Annotated in this window: 11 protein-coding genes and 1 pseudogene; 6 read left to right on the forward strand and 6 right to left on the reverse strand. The window is 66.6% G+C overall.

The genetic code is table 11. The features are described 5' to 3' along the window. Positions 1–205: 205 nt before the first annotated feature. Both ACIBK3_RS03140 and ACIBK3_RS03145 read left to right on the forward strand, forming a co-directional pair. Complete coding sequence (locus ACIBK3_RS03140) at positions 206–475, forward strand: hypothetical protein (protein WP_399361291.1); 270 nt, start codon at positions 206–208, stop codon at positions 473–475. After that, positions 468–1,106, forward strand: coding sequence for a DUF6879 family protein (locus tag ACIBK3_RS03145; protein WP_399361293.1), 639 nt, complete (start codon positions 468–470; stop codon positions 1,104–1,106). The genes ACIBK3_RS03140 and ACIBK3_RS03145 overlap by 8 nt, the downstream gene beginning before the upstream one ends. Positions 1,107–1,182: 76 nt before the next feature. Here the strand turns inward: ACIBK3_RS03145 and ACIBK3_RS03150 are convergent, their stop codons facing one another. From ACIBK3_RS03150 to ACIBK3_RS03160, 3 genes are all read right to left on the reverse strand, one after another. Further along, complete coding sequence (locus tag ACIBK3_RS03150; protein ID WP_399361295.1) at positions 1,183–2,010, reverse strand: hypothetical protein; 828 nt, start codon at positions 2,008–2,010, stop codon at positions 1,183–1,185. 375 nt (positions 2,011–2,385) lie between these two features. Further along, on the reverse strand, positions 2,386–2,589 hold the full coding sequence (locus ACIBK3_RS03155; protein WP_399361297.1) for a DUF397 domain-containing protein: 204 nt from the start codon (positions 2,587–2,589) through the stop codon (positions 2,386–2,388). Then, on the reverse strand, positions 2,586–3,416 hold the full coding sequence (locus tag ACIBK3_RS03160) for a helix-turn-helix domain-containing protein (protein ID WP_399361299.1): 831 nt from the start codon (positions 3,414–3,416) through the stop codon (positions 2,586–2,588). Before ACIBK3_RS03160 ends, ACIBK3_RS03155 begins: the two co-directional genes overlap by 4 nt. 206 nt (positions 3,417–3,622) lie before the next feature. Here ACIBK3_RS03160 and ACIBK3_RS03165 point away from each other — a divergent pair, with 206 nt between their 5' ends. Then, on the forward strand, positions 3,623–4,207 hold the full coding sequence (locus ACIBK3_RS03165; RefSeq protein WP_399361301.1) for an ATP-binding protein: 585 nt from the start codon (positions 3,623–3,625) through the stop codon (positions 4,205–4,207). On the opposite strand, the gene pglX is transcribed toward ACIBK3_RS03165, so the two are convergent. Together pglX and pglW are read right to left on the reverse strand one after the other, a co-directional pair. Beyond that, positions 4,134–7,730 (reverse strand): BREX-2 system adenine-specific DNA-methyltransferase PglX, encoded by a 3,597-nt coding sequence (gene pglX, locus ACIBK3_RS03170; protein WP_399361304.1) that lies wholly within the window; start codon positions 7,728–7,730, stop codon positions 4,134–4,136. The genes ACIBK3_RS03165 and pglX overlap by 74 nt on opposite strands. Further along, on the reverse strand, positions 7,727–12,454 hold the full coding sequence (pglW, locus tag ACIBK3_RS03175) for a BREX system serine/threonine kinase PglW (RefSeq protein ID WP_399361306.1): 4,728 nt from the start codon (positions 12,452–12,454) through the stop codon (positions 7,727–7,729). Before pglW ends, pglX begins: the two co-directional genes overlap by 4 nt. Positions 12,455–12,730: 276 nt before the next feature. Here pglW and ACIBK3_RS03180 point away from each other — a divergent pair, with 276 nt between their 5' ends. From ACIBK3_RS03180 to ACIBK3_RS03190, 3 genes and pseudogenes are all read left to right on the forward strand, one after another. Further along, on the forward strand, positions 12,731–13,042 hold the full coding sequence (locus ACIBK3_RS03180; protein ID WP_399361308.1) for a hypothetical protein: 312 nt from the start codon (positions 12,731–12,733) through the stop codon (positions 13,040–13,042). A 29-nt stretch (positions 13,043–13,071) separates the two neighbouring features. Continuing rightward, positions 13,072–14,481, forward strand: a complete 1,410-nt coding sequence (locus tag ACIBK3_RS03185; RefSeq protein WP_399361310.1) for a hypothetical protein — start codon at positions 13,072–13,074, stop codon at positions 14,479–14,481. 208 nt (positions 14,482–14,689) lie between these two features. Continuing rightward, a pseudogene (locus tag ACIBK3_RS03190) lies at positions 14,690–15,565 on the forward strand (IS5 family transposase). Positions 15,566–15,589: 24 nt separating this feature from the next. Here ACIBK3_RS03190 and ACIBK3_RS03195 read toward each other — a convergent pair. After that, entirely contained in the window at positions 15,590–16,546 is a 957-nt protein-coding gene (locus ACIBK3_RS03195) for an LD-carboxypeptidase (RefSeq protein ID WP_399361312.1), read from the reverse strand. Positions 16,547–16,846: the final 300 nt, after the last annotated feature.

Raw genomic sequence — 16,846 nt, forward strand, 5'->3', positions numbered from 1 at the left:
TTTTCCGACAGAACGGGAGAAAAAACGTGCCTGCCGGGCGTTGGCATGATTTTCTTTCCGATCAATATCATTCCGCCCCGAGCGGCATGAGACAAGGAGGAATCAATCCTCGCCATTACCCCCGTGGGCTGGGTCTAACACATGGTCAGGCGGGCCCGTTGCAGGCTACAGTGAAGCCTCCCGACCGATCGAGGGGGCGACGAAAATGGTCAGGCCTTGGGAAGCAGACCCGGACACGACTTTCAAACGGCGTCTGGGAAAGACCCCGCAGGAACTCGGAAATACAACCGGAACTCCTGACTGCCCCGACATCTGGGAACTCGCCAATGGGGACATCGCGGTCATCGGCCGCGACCTCACCCGGTCACTCGCCAAGAACCTCCCTGACGGGGTCTCGATCGGGTCGGACGAACGCCTCGTGGTCATCCCCAGGAACATGCTCATCGCGGCGAAGCCGGACATCCCCAGTGTTTGACTCCTTCCCCGGCGGCGTCTCCGAACGCCTGGACCGTCCCACGTACCACGCGGACCTTGGCCGCATCTACACCAGCGGCATCGGCTTCCTGAACAAGCTCGAGCGCGGACAGCACTTCGCGGAGCGCGGCTTCGCCAGCTGGGAGGCCTTCGCCGCGGGCGACTGGAACAGGGCCTTGTCCTTGGCCGACGAGGGCCGCGAGGACTACGCACAGGAACTTCGTCGGGCGAGGCGCCTTGGAGTCCCGCACCGCCGTCTCCGCGTGGTGGAATTCCCGATCACCCCATACGTGCAATGGGAGTTGTTCGTCCTGCGTGTACGCGTGGACCTGGGCGACGACATCAAGATTCTCGATGCCCGAGAAATTTCGAACATCGAGCAGAGGCGCCCGGTTCCGGAAGTGGTGATCCTCGGCGACGTGGTGATGTATGAGGTCGTTTACGACGACGACGGAAACGCGGATGGAGCCAACCGCTACACCGACCGGTCATTGATCCGGGAGACCAACCTGGGGTTCAACGCGCTCTATGGGCGCGGTGAGGGTTTCCACGAATTCTTCGAGCGGGAGATCGAGCCACTTCCTCCGCCCAGGGCCGCCAGGAGCGGGGCGGAGTCTTCCGACCTCCGCTGACCAAGTCGGCCGGGCCTCCAACGCTCACGCGCCCAAGGCGGGGCGGGCGCTGTCCAATGGGTCGCCAGACTCATCGTCATAGGCGGTCATGCTGCTCAGCGTGTTCTGTGGCAGCAGACTCGTGAATGCCTTCGCCTTCCACATTCACACCTCGGTGCGTCGGCTTCGTCAGCTCCAGGCTGGAGAGATGCTTCTTCAGCCTCTTGGCCATGGGGCGGTAGGTCGCAAAAGTAAGCCCGCCAGAAACGGCGGCCCCGACGACAGGGATGGCCTTCGACACGCTCTTCGCGAAGGTCTGCTTTGTCATCTCAGCACCGATGTAGCCAGCGACTTTTTTGACTATGGGATAGATGACCCCCTGGGTGAGTGCCTTCTGGGGCAGCTTCTTGGCGACCTGCTCCGCCATCATCCCGGCGACCTTGCCCACAGCGGCGTTCGCCGACTGGGCGCCGAACATCACACCGAAGAACAGCGTGAGCACTCCCATGGTCGCGTCGTCGACGTCATCGCCGCCGTCGGAGAACAGATCGGGCCAGCTGTAGAGGTAGGCGAGCTTCTGCGAGATACGCAGCATGTGGCCGAAGTATTGGGCCATATCAGCGGGCACGGTGGCAGGGAGGGCGATGAAGCCAGGTATCCCGGCAGCGGCGGAGAGAGCGCTGGCCTTGGCGGTTTCGTAGCGGATGGAGTCGTTGGCCGCTCGGTCCAGAACGTCGACAGAGATGCCCGCCGCTGCGGGAGTTTCTTCGATCGCTCTGCGGATCTCGTCCTCGGAGCAGTAGCGTGCCAGCGTCCTCCGGAGGTACGCCTCCCTGTGGATACGCACGCCCGGAAGCTTGGCTGCACCCACCAGCACTGCGGAGAAGCGCGACTCGGGGTTCTCGCTCACTTTGCCCTCATTCATAGCAGGAACTTACAGTAGCTCCGCCTTCCAGTGACCAAGCTGTGTCCGGTCAGTTGGGGCCGCCGCATGTGAGTGGCGGTTGGCAGGCGGGCCGGACGCAACGCAGGTCCTGTGCGGCTGAGTTGGGCGCTCGACGTTGCCCTGCCGCTCTTGCCCTCCGGTGTACGCCGGCTGGTTCCGACGGGGTGCTGATCGTCACCCGAAAAGGCGACCGTCACCGCGAACCGAGTCCCTCCGTGCGGACGTTGAGAGCTTTGGACGACCCGCGCCGGGACGACTCTCATGGGCAAGGCACCGGAGCCACTGAAGGATCTACGCCAGACGCACACAGACAGGGTCCTCGGCACGCACTCGCCCGCCGAGGACTCTGCCCTGTCAGACTGCAGCGAACTCGACGAACGCAGTCCACGCCGTGGAGTCCACGGCGAGTGCGGCGCGGGACGTGTCCTTCGAGTCACGGACGTGGACCCGGCCGGGGTGGGTGGCGACCTCGACGCATTCGCCGCCCGAGCCCGTGCTGTAACTGCTCTTGAACCAGGCCGACTCAGGTACCGGCTTTATGAGCTGTTGGACGTTCATCTCTCTCCAAGCAACTTCTCGATGAGGGCCAGCGACTCGCGCGGAGTGAGCGCCTGGGCCCGAAGGATGCCGTACTGCTCCTCGATCTCCCGTACCTGCCTCCGCTCGGTGTAGAGACGGCTGTCCTTGTACGCCTCCACGTAAGCGATCCTCTGCCCTTCGTGTGTCTCGATCAAGGTGAAGGGACCTTCCAACCCAGCATGCTCGTCCCGCTCGATCGGCATCACCTGGATTTCCACGTTGCGCCGATGCCCGTGCAGCAGAATCTGCTCCAACTGGCCCCGCATCACGGCCCGTCCACCGAGCGGGCGCCGCAGAACGAACTCCTCGATGACAAAGCTGATGGTGGGCAAAAGGGGCCGGGAAAAGATCTCCTGGCGTGCCAGGCGAGCCGCAACTCGCTGATTGATGGTCTCCTCGTCCAGCAGCGGACGCCACATGGAGAACACCGCTCGCGCGTACTCTTCCGTCTGCAAGAGTCCCGGTACGGCCTTGGTCGCATACACGTGCAGGGCAGCCGCCTTGGCCTCCAACCGTGCCGCATCCCGGAAGAACGCCGGATACTGAGCCCGAGCCACCTCCTCCTTGCTCGCGCTCAACACCCCGCCGGACTCCAGCACTTCATCGGCTCGGTCGATGAACTTCGGCGGCGGAATACGTCTTGCCTGCTCGAACGACGCGATCGTCGAGGCCGAGTACCCGGTCAGCGACCCGAGCCTCGCGCGGTCCATCCCCGCCCGCTCCCGGAACAGCTTCAACTGCCGCCCGAACACGCACAGAATGCCCGTCCCGAACTCGTACTCCGGCTGCTGAACCTCGTCGTCCACGCCGCGACTCCTCCCGTACGACCACCACAGCCACCGGACTCCGCCCGCACAACGCACGGCCCGAAAACCGGTCACGCCCGACACCACGTACAAGCGCACCGCCGACGTGTACAGCTCGCACCCGTCAGCGCATCGCTCCTGTTCAACGCTACGCAGAGTCCGCAACTGTTGACCCCATGAAGTCAGCAACTCCCCCAAACGGGCATATGCCACAACATCCCGCGCCCGAACGCGAGTTCACCATGCGCTTCACCTCAACCCCACGCGGTGCCCGCCTCGCCCGCCGACTCGTCTCGCACCGCCTGAACGACTGGGGCCACCCCTACACGACCCCGGTCAACGAAACGCTCACCCTCATCACAGCCGAACTCGCCGCCAACGCCGTACGTCACGGGCACGTCCCCGGCCGGGACTTCCATCTCCGACTCACGCTGGCCGAGGGCACCTTCCGCATTGAGGTGACAGACACCCGGGTCGAGCGACAGCCCCCATCCACTCCCCCGACCCCCGACTCCGCATCCGAGTCCGGCCGCGGCCTGCACCTCGTCGCCGCCCTCGCGGACGACTGGGGCGTTACGCCTCGCCCGACCGCCCCCGGCAAAACGGTATGGGCGGAGCTGCGCGTACCGACCGGAGGCCACCCGCGCATGCACCAGGTGGCCCCTCATCCGGCAGACTCGGCATCGGCGTACGGGCGCAACACCGAGTCGTTTCCGGCTACTTCTTCACAGCGGCGCGACGACCTCGGGTCGCGGCCGGAGGCTGCCAGTTACGGAGATCGTCGTCCGTGAGTCCGTGCTCGCCCTGCTTCTGCTGGCGGTAACCGGCGAAGAAGTCCGCTGGGGAACCGCTGTAGAACATGTCGAACTCGTTGTGCCAGTGGTACAGCCACGGCTGGAGTTCCAGCAGGCCGGCGAGGAACGGCGTGATCTCCTCAGTGGACAGCGCGGTATTGGTGAAGTACGTGGCGAGGGCCTGCGCCTGCTCCCGGTGGTCCCAGCCGGCCCACCCGTACAGCTCGGGGGTAGCGGCGTTGGTCTGCCCGTAGGAGATGAACCGCTCCTTGGGCACGTCGAGCTTGCCCCGCGCCCTCCAGTAGGACGGGCGGAGGAAGTCGGCCGAGGTGTACTTCGGTGGCACGGGGATGGAGTCCCGGATCTTCCGCTTGGCCTGCTCGTCGAGGGCTGCGTCCTCCTTGCGCTGGAGGTCCCACGCCTCTTCCCAATCGGCGCGCTTCTTAAGGCCGGACGGCTTGTAGCGCAGGGCGGCAAGGAACGGCACGTGCTCGTCGGTGATCAGCTCGGAGACGACCTTGGGGAGTTCCTTGCGGGGCTCGTAGAGCTTGGCAACGGAAACGAAGTCCTCGTCACGGGAGAGGGCGTCGGTGAGGCGAGCCAGAGTGAGGAAGGTGGGCTGACCGTCCTCGTCGAACCAGAGGTCGCGGTTCTCCATATGGTCGAGCAGCCAGGAGCGGAGCGCCTTCTCCTGAAGTGCGTCCCAGCCTTCGGTGGCCCAGCGGCGCTTGTACTCGGGGCGTTCGACCATGCCGATGGCACGGTTCGACTCAATGGCGTCGATCCGCTTCTGGACGATCTCACGATAGTGGGCCGGCCAGTGGGCGGGGATTTCAGTGATGGGCTCAAACTTGTGGTTGTGATGTCCAAACCACGAGGTACTGACCTCACCTCGTTCCCTCTTTCGGGCCAGCACGATAGCGAAGGCTCGTTCGGCAGGAGAAATCAGAGGAATGTCTTCAGCGGACGCAATGATCTCCTGCTCAAGAAGACCGTATAGAGCGTAGACCTGCCAATCCAGTTCTTCTTGAGCGGAAATCATTCGGCCGCGGATAGCCTCCCACTTCTCGCGGCCCTCACGTAGCGCAGCCGCTGTAGGCGCACTTCTGGAGGCGATAGAGGAGGGACTAGTCATAGCTAGCTCCTGCGCAAGGCTGTCCAGTGCAGTTCCGAGTTTCAATGGAAACGTGGAAGGAATCGGGAATTCCTCCATCTTGGTTCCCGTGAACTCGAAGCGATGCTCCCACGGTTCATCGGCTCCTGCTACATCCGCACCAGGCCGCCCTTTATCATGACTGACCTGCCGGAGCCAAAACCCAGCCGTAGAGCTGTTGAGCAGCCCAAGCAACCGCAGGTGCTCCTCCTCACTCGCCCCTTCCCGCAATTTGATAACCGGCGCATGCTTATTAAACACATGACCACCCCTGTCCAAGACAAAGTGATTATGCGTCGCCACAAAAGCAAACGTAATTGAGAGCGGCGTCCTATATGCAGAAGAAGTGTACTGCATATAGTCCCACCAGTGGAGGCCGGCTGCAGCCATATCCCCTTGGAAAGTGGTGCGCAATTCCAGAAGTCGCCGCATGGGCCAAAGCTCTTGGGTCAGACTGGCCACATCAAAGGCCGGGACATACGGAAACCAGATTCCTTCAGCGGGAGAAGCAACCCAATCCCTAACGACGTGCCCGGTCATGAACGGGAGCAATCCATTCCGATCAGCGCGCGCCACATAATTTGGACGCAGCGGGCGCAGATATGCATCATCGGCACCAACCCTGACCGCACGACCAATAGGGGGCTCAATAACCGCCTTCATTGTGCGCACGCTAGCTTGTTCCAGTAGGGCAGTCACTTCGAGACCACCATCGGCCAGAACCCAGGGATACCTGCCGAAATACTGCTGCCGATCCAGGTCATCCACCGACACCCAAGAAGTAATTGATCCCGGATTGTCGATCTGGCCCACAATAGCGTTCCACACCAAGCCATCTTCGCCATTCTGAGGGGCAGCAGGCTCGCCTTGAACGCTTCGCACTGTACGAATCTTCGCTGAACGCCCACTTCCCCCACGGGACCTACCCACAAGGATGACGGTCGGCGTCCCGTGCCCGGGAATGTAAGCACCGGACGTGTCAATCACTTCCGTCAGTTCGACTCGATCATGGAAATAACTCTCGATCAGCTTTGCGCCAAACTCCCGCTTCATAAAGGAATTCGCTGTGATCTGGCCAACCATTCCATAGCCGCGACCCTCAGCGTCACCGCGCTTGGCTAGCTCAAAGAATCGCTGAGCAAAAGGAACCGAGAGCGCATACGTACCAGCGCATGCGTCGTACAAGCCCCGATACAGCTCGTTGAGTTTCTTGTCCTTAACTGTGATATACGGCGGATTTCCCACCACCAAGTGATAGCGACCCTGCTGAAGAATCGCCGGATGTTCATGCACGTCCTCGGTAACGTAGGCAAAGGAAGCCAGCGGATCGTCGAGGTCATCATCGCCCCCACCCAGAGTCAGCTCCAACTGTCGAGCTTTGATGAGCGAGTCTCCCACCGCCAAGTGGATCGGCCACTCGTACTTCGCAGCTTCTGCCATTGCCCGCACACCGCTCGCCGCCATGGCTGCAACCAGCAACCGGAACCGAGCAATAGCTACCGCGAACGGATTGATGTCCACCCCGTGCACCGAGTCCAGCGCAGCCCGCACCCGCTCATGCACATCCCGCCCCGGCTGCCCCTCCCCCCACAGCCGCACCAACCGTCGAAACGCCCCCAACACAAAGTGCCCCGACCCACACGTAGGGTCGATCATCTTCAGTTCCTCGTACCCGAACTCCCGCACCGCCGGATTCATGGTCCGGTCGAGGATGAACTCCTCCACAAACTCCGGCGTCTGGAGCAGCGCATACGTCTTCCGTGCAAGCTCGCTCAGGTCCTGGTACAGGTCGCCCAGGAACCGCGTGTCCCACCCCTCTGTACCGTCCTCGTTCAGCGGGTCGGTGAAGTCATGGACGAGGACACCACCCTCATCCCTTCCCCGCCAGAACTCGACCAGCTCCCGCGCACCGTCATGCGAAAGCGGAACCTGATACAGCGGATTGTGCCGCTTGTCGAAAAGCAGCCGTCCCGCCTGCCCCTGCCCCAGCTCCTCGAACGCCTTCTCCAGCCACCCGCGATACGTCGGGTTCTCATCCGACTCCACATACGCGTCGTACCGCGACTCCGCCAGCTCCCGCCGGTCCCCGTCCGGCCCCGTCAGGTACGGCTCCGGAATCAGCCGGTTGTCCTCGCAGAACCGCACGAAGACAGTCCCCAGCACCCACGCCACCGCGACCTGCGTGACCCGCTCGTCCAGCCACGAGGTCCACGTCGCCGCCGTACGCCCGAGCTTGCGCGCCTGGTCGTACTCGGCCCTCAGGCGCGCACCGACATCATCCAGCGCCTTCACCTGGCGCCCAAGGTCGGCCTCGACCGCCTTGACCTGCTGCTTCAGGTCGTTCAACAGAGCCTTGCGGTCGATCACTTCGCGTCTCCCTCGACACCACTGGCACTAGCCACAATCTCGCCGGACCCGCGATGGGCGTTGCCCACCCACGTGTCCGGAAGCTGAATCCACTCCCCCAGGCCGGCCTGGTACGGCACGGCCACCTGCCCGAGCCGGGGCTCGCGCGAGGGGTCGCTCTGCGGGACCAGGAGCCACAGCCCCCGCCCGCCCCGCCGGGCCGCCGACGCCAGCCGGTCCAGGACGCCCATCGCGTCGTAGCGCGCGAACACCCCGGCCTCCGTCAGCAGAACAGGACCGACAGGGCCAACAGGGCCAACAGGGCTGGCCCCGCCGCCACCACCGTTGCCCAGAAGCTCCGCGATCCGGGGCTCCACCACGCCCCACGCCGTCCGCACGTACTCCGCGAACCGCACGGCCCCCTTCGAACCCGGCTCGGCGGCGTCCGCCTTGAGCAGGGTCTCCCAGGTGGGCTTTGTGCCCGGGGTGACCTGCGCGTGCAGGGCCTCCAGGAACAGCTCCGTCACCGACACCGCATCCGTGCCCAGCCGCCCGGCCCCCAGCTCCCGAACCGCGTCCCGCACCAACTGCTGCCGTACGGTCAGCACCCGGTACCCGTCCCGGCGGGCCGACGCGAGCAGCCGTTCCTCCGCGCGCACCGCGCCCGCTAGCTGCGGGTCGTCGGCGTACCGCGTCACCGCTCCCGTACGCGTCGACTGCCGCCACGCGCCCGTCGTCAGGTAGCTCGACGCGTCGTCCACCCGCGTCGGCAGGTAGCGCAGCACGCCCTCGCGTTCGTGCATGCTGAGCGACAGTTCGAAGCCGGCGTCGCGCAACGCCTTGGTGAGCGGGCCGCCCGTCGGCAGTTCATGGGTCGTGCCGCCACGCCCGTCAGGAACGACCATCTCCGGGAAGCGAGCCCGGACCCGCTCGTGCACGGCCTCGCCGGTCAGGCCCGGCTGCTGCCCCTCCGGCATCCCCGGGATCCAGCGGACGAGCCCGGCCTGCGTGAGGCGCAACGCCCTGACGAGCGGCAGGTCGCGCGGGTAGATCTCCAGGCGTGGCGTGGCTGCGGCGTTCACGGATGCCGCAGCCGCCAGCTCCACCATGCGCCGCTCGTCCCAGTCCACCGTGCCCGGCGGCACCGTCAGCGCGCCCAGCTCGGCCAGGACGGTCGCCGCCGTCGGCAGGGTGTCCAGCCTGGCGAGCCGGTCGGCCGTCTTGCCGAGACGGGTCGCGTACTCCAGCAGGCCGGGGGCGGTCGGGGTGTCGGGGCCGTCGTTCTCCCGTACGTCGAGGGCGAGCAGGCCGGCGCCCAGGGACTCGTCCGTCGCCTTGCGGTTCGGCTGGTGCAGGAACTCGGCTTCCTGCGGAAGCAGTTGCTCGACCTCGACCACGGCCCGTACGGCCGCCAGCGCCATCGCCCGCCGCTGTTCACGCCCCGCTAGATGCGTGCCGCGCCGGACCGCCAGGGCGTCCGCTATCTCCACCGCCGAAGCGACCCGGCCCATGCTCACCAGCAGGTCGATGATCTCCTCGCGCAGTGCCTGGACGGCGGGCTCCGCCTTCCAGCGCTTACGCTCGTCCTTGAGCATCTGCGGGATGCGGCCGTGGCTCAGGGCGAGCGCGTCGGCGACGTCCTTCTGCTTCGGCCAGACCCCGATGTCGGGCAGCACGCCGTGCTCGTCGGGCAGGCGCAGCAACAGCCGTACCATCTCCGCCTTGTTGCGGTTGGAGCCGTTGTTGTTGACGGCGGGCACGAAGACGGTGGCCAGGGTGTCGAGGCTGACGGAGCGCAGGGTGCGGGGGGACAGCACGCCCGCCGAGTCGCCTGTCGCGAGCTGGCCGACAACGGCCGACTCGGCGGCCGTCAGCTGCTCCAGCTCCTCCTTCGCCTCCGCGCGGCCCTTCGGGGTGAGTGGCGAGACGGGGATCTCGCGCAGCCGCTCGCCCCATTCGCGCTGCCGCTGCTGGACCTCGTTGCGGGTCTTGGCGCCAAGGCCGGGGGCGTTGACGAGCTTGCGGCGGCTGTAGTCGAGCAGTTCGCCGACCGTCGTGATGCCGAGGCCGTAGAGGAAGGACTGGGCGGCGGGCGTGAGGCCGGAGACGGTGAGCGGGGTGTCGCGGGTGACCTCGGCGGCGAGGCGGTCGCGCTGCTGCTCGGCGGTTTCCGGCTCTGCGTCCGCGATCGCCGCCGCGGCGGCGCCCTCGGCGGGTGTCAGCTCCCCCGTGGTTGCGGCGGCCGGGTGGCGGGAACGGTGGCTGGACGGGACGGTCTGCGAGGCGTCGAGGAAGACCTTGCGCCATGCGTCCCGCATCGGCTTGAGCTCGGGGAACCGCTGGCCGGCGTCGCGATGCAGTGCCTTCTGGAAGAAGGCGACGAGACCGTCCCGTACGGCCGGGTCGAAGGCCTCGGCCGCGATGGTCGGGTACGGCCACTCCTTCGCGTCGGTCATGCGGGGCAGGACACTGCCGTCGCCCCACTTGGGCAGCTCGCCGGAGGCCATCTGGTGCAGGGTGACAGCGACGGCGTACCGCTCTGCGTGCGAGTCGTACGAGCCGCGGGTGATGACGTCGACGAAGGGATCGAGGTAGCCGTCGGTGCCCGCGTTGGTGCTCTTGGCCGGGTAACCGGCGAGGGAGAAGTCGATGAGGACGAGTTCGCGGGTGCGGTTGGGGCGGATGCGGACGGCGATGTTGTCGGGCTTGATGTCGCGGTGCCAGACGCCCTCGCCCTCCAGGAAGTCGACGGCTCCGAAGAGGTAGTCGCCGTACGCCTCCAGCTGGTCGACCTGGAGGCGGCCGTTCTCGCGGAGCTGGCGGGCGACGGTCTCCTCACGGCGGCGCGGGCGTACGCCGCCCTCGGTGCCCTGCCCGTTGTCGTCGCGCTCGTCGCCGACGTACTCCAGAGCCAGGACGGTACGGCCGCCGATGTGCAGCGGCTCGGGTTCGACGAGGCGGATGATGCCGGAGTGAGGGCGCAGGCGTCCCATGGCCTCGGCCTCACGGGCGAGGATCTCGCTGCGGCTGTCGGAGAGGGCGACCTTCAGCACGGCCAGCGGGCGGGTCCTGCGGGCTTCGGCCTGAAGGTCGCGGACGAGGAAGGCGCGGCTGGTGGAGCCGGTGCCGAGGCGTCGGCGGATCTCCCATCGGCCGGCGAACACGTCGCCGGCGACGGCCTCCAGCGGGTCCTTGTCGGCGACGGTCCCGTCGTCCTCGTCGCCCGGCCCCTCCGTACCGGTGGCCGCCTGGGCCGGGGCGGTCAGGGAGTCCTCGACGATCTCCAGCAGCTCCAGGAACTCGTCCACGCTGGAGAGCCGTTGGCCCGGACGGTAGGCGGTGGCGGCCTGCACCAGGTCGTCCACGTCCTCCGACAGGCCGTCCACCAGGGAGCTGGGGCGCAGGCCCTCCCCCGCCTCCAGGCGGGCCAGCAGCTCGGCCTGGCTGGCGGCCGGTGCCTTGCCGGTGACCAGCAGGTAGGTGAGGACGCCGAGCCCGTACACGTCGAGGTGGACCGGGTCCGGGTTGAGGGCGGTGAGTTCGGGAGCGAGGTAGGCGTCGGCGTCGTCGGCCAGGTGCATCGCGGACAGGGCGGTCGGCGCGAAGCGGGTCATGCCCTGACCCTGGGAGGAGTCGCCGCTGCGCTGGGTGGCGATCTGCCAGTCGGAGATCTGGAGGTGCGGGGTGAGCCACGCGGCCTCCTCCCCCACCGCCCGGCCCTTCCCGCCGCGCGGCCGGGGGACGACGAGCACGGAGCGGGCGGCGAGTGCCCGGTGGTGGATGCGGCTGGAGTGCGCGGAGCGCATGGTCTCGGCAAGCTGGCGGACCAGCGCCATCCGGCCGAGGATGTCCAGCTTCTCGCCGTACTGGACCAGGTACTCGTCCAGCTTCAGGGTGTCCGGATGGTAGTCGAAGATCAGCGCGGGGCCGGCGGCGTGCCCGGAGGGGAAGTACTGCTTGAGTTCGACCACGCCCGGGTGCTTGAAACGGCCCAGCACCGCGGCCTCGCGCCGGGCGGCGTTCTCGACGGACTGGCGCAGGGAGGCGTCGGAGCCGCGCTCGCTGAGGTAGATGCGGACACGGGCGGCCTCGGGGAGGTCGCTGTGGCGGGCGAGGTAGTCCGCCCAGGTGGGCCCGGAGTCGAAGGACTTCCGCTCCAGCTCGTACGGGCCGACTTTGTACTGCGCATCGCTCTTGCGGATACCGATGTTCTTGAGTGCCGCCGCGATCTCGCGGGAACCGATCGCGGTGATACGGCGGCGCTCGTCACGCGGGGGCTGCTCCAGCATCTCGACCAGCTGGTGGACGGTGTAGACGCCGTTCTGGTCGTGGGCGGGCAGACGTACACGAAGGCTGTTGTCCGTGAAGCAGACAGCCTCGGCGACCCAGACCCGCTTGCCCCCGGGCAGCGCGAGCAGGCCGGCCAGTTCCTTGGCCTTGCGGTTGACCAGGTGCAGCGGATTGCCGTGCGTACGGCGGCGGCCACCAGGGGTGGTCTGCACCCAGGTGCCGTTCTCGGACGTGACCGAGCCGTGCCAGTCCTTCAGCTCGATCATGCAGGCGCCGCCGGGGGCAACGACCAGCAGGTCCACCTCGCGGACGTGGCCGGTGTTCGCGGTGAAGGTGAAGTTCGACCAGGCACGCCAGGGTTCGGAGTCCGGGAGCTTCTCCCGGATCGCCTCCAGGCCGCGGCGTTCGTGATCGAACTCGGACTCGGTGACCGTGACCCACCGGCCTTCCCGCATGCTTGTTCCCCGCTCCTCGCGCCTTTCAGCGGCCGCCGTTCCCCGTGGTCAGCCCCTCGATGCTGATCCTAGTGGCCGCCTGTGGCTTGAGAAGGGGTGGTGAAGAAACGGGATTACGGGACATACGACCCGCGGGAAGGGTCGGCCCGTTCCGCGTTACACATACAGAGACTGCAGGACCCTTTCACTCCATGACAGATAAGAACAAAACGCCCGTCAGGTGGCGCCGTAAGCCAATCCGGACAAGGCGAGCGCATGCTTCAGGGTGCTTTCGTCATGAACCTGGAGGTTCACCCTGTATTGGCACTTTCCCTTGGTGAGCGGATAGCGTCCGGTGCCAGCTCGGCGATCTCCTCGCTGTACTGCAAACGGAAGTTGGCGCTGTTGGAGAGCTCCGGCGTGATCGGCCGTCATGAGGGCCACTTCAGACGCGTGCCTACGCGCCATGTCCCCACGATCAACCGCGTCCAGCGTGACCGTTCCACATTCGCACCAACCATCGAACGTGCCCTTCAACAAACTCAGCGTACGGGCCGGGTCGATCCGTACGCATACGGTGTCGGCGGCGTCGATAGTGTCTGCTCGTGACATACATAGTGACCCTCACCCCGGATCAAATGGCCGAGAACGAAGACGATTGGCTCATCTCGGAGCGCTTCACGAAAGCATTACCCACAGGGCTCGACACGTCCGACACCGGTACCCGGTTAGTGTTCCTGGTCTGCGACAACCGGGCGCGTTCCGCGAACGGCCGCGCGGAGTTCGCCGAACACGGCCGCTTCATCAGCTGGATGGGGTCGGTCCAACGCTTCAACACCGTTGGGCCGGTCGACAGAAGCATCACCATCGAGCCCATGCGTAGATGCCCGAAGCCGGTGCCCCTGGACGGTCCCGACGGGATCCTCGCCTCCCTGCCCTCAGCGCACAGAGCTCACGTCGAGCGGGCACTCTCCGCAAGCGCAGGCCATTGCGGCACGACGACCTGGCAGGCTCTGCGGGAAGCACTCCTGCGACGTCACCCCGAGTTGGCCCGGTACATCGATTGGTTTCTCGCCCATCTCGACCCGGTCGTCTTCGACGTCGAGGACGCGGCGGACCGTGCGTGGCAGGAGCAGCGGGACGCGGCTCAGTCCCTTACCCGGGTGACCGACTTCCCGCACTCCGCTCTGTCGGCCTGGGGGCGCCCTGCCTCGAGGGATGAGCCATACCTCGCGGGGCTCATTCCGGACCCGGTGGAGAACAGCCTGATCGACCATGACGTACGGGTGGGGCTGGACGGCGAGACTCCCCTTTTCGACGACTGGCGACGGCGCGGTGACGTGCGATGCGACATCCACGTGCTGGAGGACTCCGCAGGACGCCGTCTCGAGGTCGTCAACGTCAATGCCACCCGGGTCGAGAGCCGACTGGGCACGGACATGATCTACTACCACCACCCCACACACAGCTTCGTCCTCGTCCAGTACAAGCGCTTGGAATCCCGGAACAAGGAATACCGGGTGAACAAGCAGCTCCTGGACCAGATGGACCGCCTGGAGCAGGTTTCACAGCTCAGTTCACAACCCGCGCGCTCCCACGAGTGGCGCCTCTCCCAGGACGCGTGCTTCCTGAAGTTCGCACACTGGCGGAACGGGACGGGTTCCAGCACCGAACTGGCCCGCGGCATGTACATCCCACTCTCCTACGCCCGCGTTCTCCTAGAGGACGACTGCACGCTCGGGCCGAGGGGCGGGCGCATCTTCAGCTACGAGCGGGCGAACCGCTACCTCGTCGGCTCCGAGTTCGCGGATCTGGTGAAGCTCGGACTGGTCGGGACCGTAGGCACCAACGTCGAGCAACTGAGGGACTTCGGGCTGCAGCGAGCGCACGAGGGGTACAGCGTCATGCTGGGCTTCGAAACGAGCGACGAGACGCCCCGCGACCGGGCCGTACGCGTACGCACCCGCAGCGCGAAGAAGAGGCCGAAGGTGAACTCCTACTCCCCGCCTACCCCGCAGCAGCCGGGTTCCGACGCTCGGGGCTCCTGATCCGCGACGGTCACAGCGGCCGCCCAGGTTCCTGTCTCGCCCGGGCGACCGCACGGGGCACCCGAACGCCTGGACGTACGCGGCACAAGAATCGAAGGCGCGCAGCGTGGCCAGCACGGCGCCGTACCACCCACGGAACCCACCCATACGGTGACGCCGCCTAGGGTGTGTTGCGAAAGTGGATCTTGGTCCTGGATGATCACGCCCTATGGGACGTCGTGATCTGACGAATGGCCAGTGGGCCCGGCTGGAGCCGCTATTGCCGCAGGGCATCAAGCCTGGCCGTCCGCCGGTATGGACACGGCGGCAGCTCATAGACGGCATACGGTGGCGGACCCGGACCGGAGCTCCCTGGCGGGATGTGCCAGATCGATACGGCCCCTGGGACCGGGTCTATGACCTCTTCCGCCGCTGGCAGCGCGATGGCACCTGGGCCCGGATCGTCACCCAACTCCAGGCCGAGGCCGACGCGAAGGGTCTGATCACCTGGGAGGTGAGCGTCGACTCCACCGTCTGCCGGGCCCACCAGCATGCCGCCGGGGCGGCGAAAAGGGGGACCTGCAGAAGGAGCCGCCCGGCGGCATCGCCGTCGAGCCGACCGACCATGGCCTTGGCCGCTCCCGGGGCAGGCTGACCACCAAGATCCATCTTGCCGTCGAGCAGGGGCAGAAGCCGCTGTCCATTGTGATCACAGCCGGTCAGCGGGGTGACTCGCCACAGTTCGAACCGGTCCTGGAAGCGATCCGGGTGCCCCGGCTCGGTCGGGGCCGGCCCCGCAGGCGCCCGGACCGGGTGCGGGCCGACAAAGCGTACGACTCCCGCAATAACCGGGTCTACCTGCGAAGACAACGGTATCAAGGCAACCATCCCGGTCCCCGCGGACCGCGTCCGCAACCGCCAGAAACTCGGATCCCGAGGCGGCCGGCCACCGACGTTCGACAAGACCGACTACAAACAGCGGCACGCGGTCGAATGCGGGATCAACCGGCTCAAGCGCCACCGGGCCGTGGCCACGAGATACGACAAGCTCGCCGTCCGCTACGAGGCGACCGTGCTGGTCGCAGTCCTCAACGAGTGGCTGTGACCAGCACCTTCACAACCGCAGCCCCTAGACGACGGCCGGCAGGACGGTCAGCGTTCCCGTGGCTGTGTCGATCGTCGCCTGGGTACCAAGGGGGATCGTCGGGGGGTTGTTGCCGTGCCCGGCGGGGAGCCCGCCCAGGACTGGAACGCCGAGTGCGGCCAGTCGGTCACGCAGGACGTCGCGGATGCCCCATCCGCCCAGCGTGGGATCGTCGGCATCGCGTTCGAAGCCGAGGAACTGGCCGAGGGCGACGCCACGCACACCGTCGAGTGCCCGGGAGCGGGTGAGCTGGGTCAGCGCGCGGTCGACCTCGCCCAGCCCGGTTCCTCTCTGGTGTTCGAGGAAGAGGATCGCCCCCCGCAGGCTGGGCAGGCCAGCTCCGATCTCCGTGCGGATCGCGCTGAGGTTGCCGCCCATCAGGAAGCCCGTCGCTGTGCCCTCCACGGTGACGTCCGCAGTGGCCTCGGACGGGCCGCGGTGGAGGGTGACGGGGTCGGTGGTCATCAGCGCGCGGCGCAGGGACTCGGCAGAGGCGGGCCCGGTGTATGTGTCGTTGCGCTTGGCGAAGGGGCCGTGGAGTGTGGCCAGGCGGCATCGTGACCACAGGGCGAGGTGAATGTGGGTGATGTCGCTGAAGCCGACGACCGGTTTTGGGTCACGTATGAGGGCGTCAGTGTCGAGGTCTTCGACGATGCGGTAGGTGCCTTTGCCACCCAGGGCGGCGATCACGGCGCGGACGCCCGGATCGCGGAACGCCGCGTTCAAGTCGAAGACGCGGTCCTCGTCGCGGCCGGCCATGTAACCCCACCGGTCGAAGACGTGTTCGCCCAGCTCGACCTGAAGGCCCCAGGAGGTGAGCAGTTCGACGCCCCGGGCGACTTCTTCCCGACTCGGCGGACAGGCAGGAGAGACGATCCGCACCCGATCCCCGGGCCGCAAGCGCGGCGCCCTCAACGACAGCGGATCCTCGTAGTCATCCATCCGACGATTCTGTACGCGATCGCCCACGGCCGAGATCCACTTTCGCAACAGACCCTAGGCGGCGGGCTCCTGGAACTCGCCCCGCGCCCATCACCGTGCCCCATGGACACAGCAGCGCTCAGCTTCCCGACGGTACGAACGTTCACCCAGCAGTTGTCGTCCGTGCGACTGTGCGCCCGCCTCGCCCGGCTCCTCACCTACGAGCAGCTCCGCACCGTCGTTACCAGGCGTCACCGACCATGCGCAACAGATCGCCGCGGAGCTCGCCACCAACGCGGTAGTGAGGAGGCTGTTCTCCCT

The sequence above is a fragment of the Streptomyces sp. NPDC050287 genome, assembly GCF_044459385.1.
Lineage (GTDB): Bacteria > Actinomycetota > Actinomycetes > Streptomycetales > Streptomycetaceae > Streptomyces.

Coding starts and splice junctions, on each gene's coding strand:
- ACIBK3_RS03185 (WP_399361310.1), top strand. CDS start 13,072: ATGGCCGAGAACGAAGACGATTGGCTCATCTCGGAGCGCTTCACGAAA.
- ACIBK3_RS03180 (WP_399361308.1), top strand. CDS start 12,731: ATGAACCTGGAGGTTCACCCTGTATTGGCACTTTCCCTTGGTGAGCGG.
- ACIBK3_RS03150 (WP_399361295.1), bottom strand. CDS start 2,010: ATGAATGAGGGCAAAGTGAGCGAGAACCCCGAGTCGCGCTTCTCCGCA.
- ACIBK3_RS03140 (WP_399361291.1), top strand. CDS start 206: ATGGTCAGGCCTTGGGAAGCAGACCCGGACACGACTTTCAAACGGCGT.
- pglW (WP_399361306.1), bottom strand. CDS start 12,454: ATGCGGGAAGGCCGGTGGGTCACGGTCACCGAGTCCGAGTTCGATCAC.
- ACIBK3_RS03155 (WP_399361297.1), bottom strand. CDS start 2,589: ATGAACGTCCAACAGCTCATAAAGCCGGTACCTGAGTCGGCCTGGTTC.
- ACIBK3_RS03165 (WP_399361301.1), top strand. CDS start 3,623: ATGCCACAACATCCCGCGCCCGAACGCGAGTTCACCATGCGCTTCACC.
- ACIBK3_RS03195 (WP_399361312.1), bottom strand. CDS start 16,546: ATGGATGACTACGAGGATCCGCTGTCGTTGAGGGCGCCGCGCTTGCGG.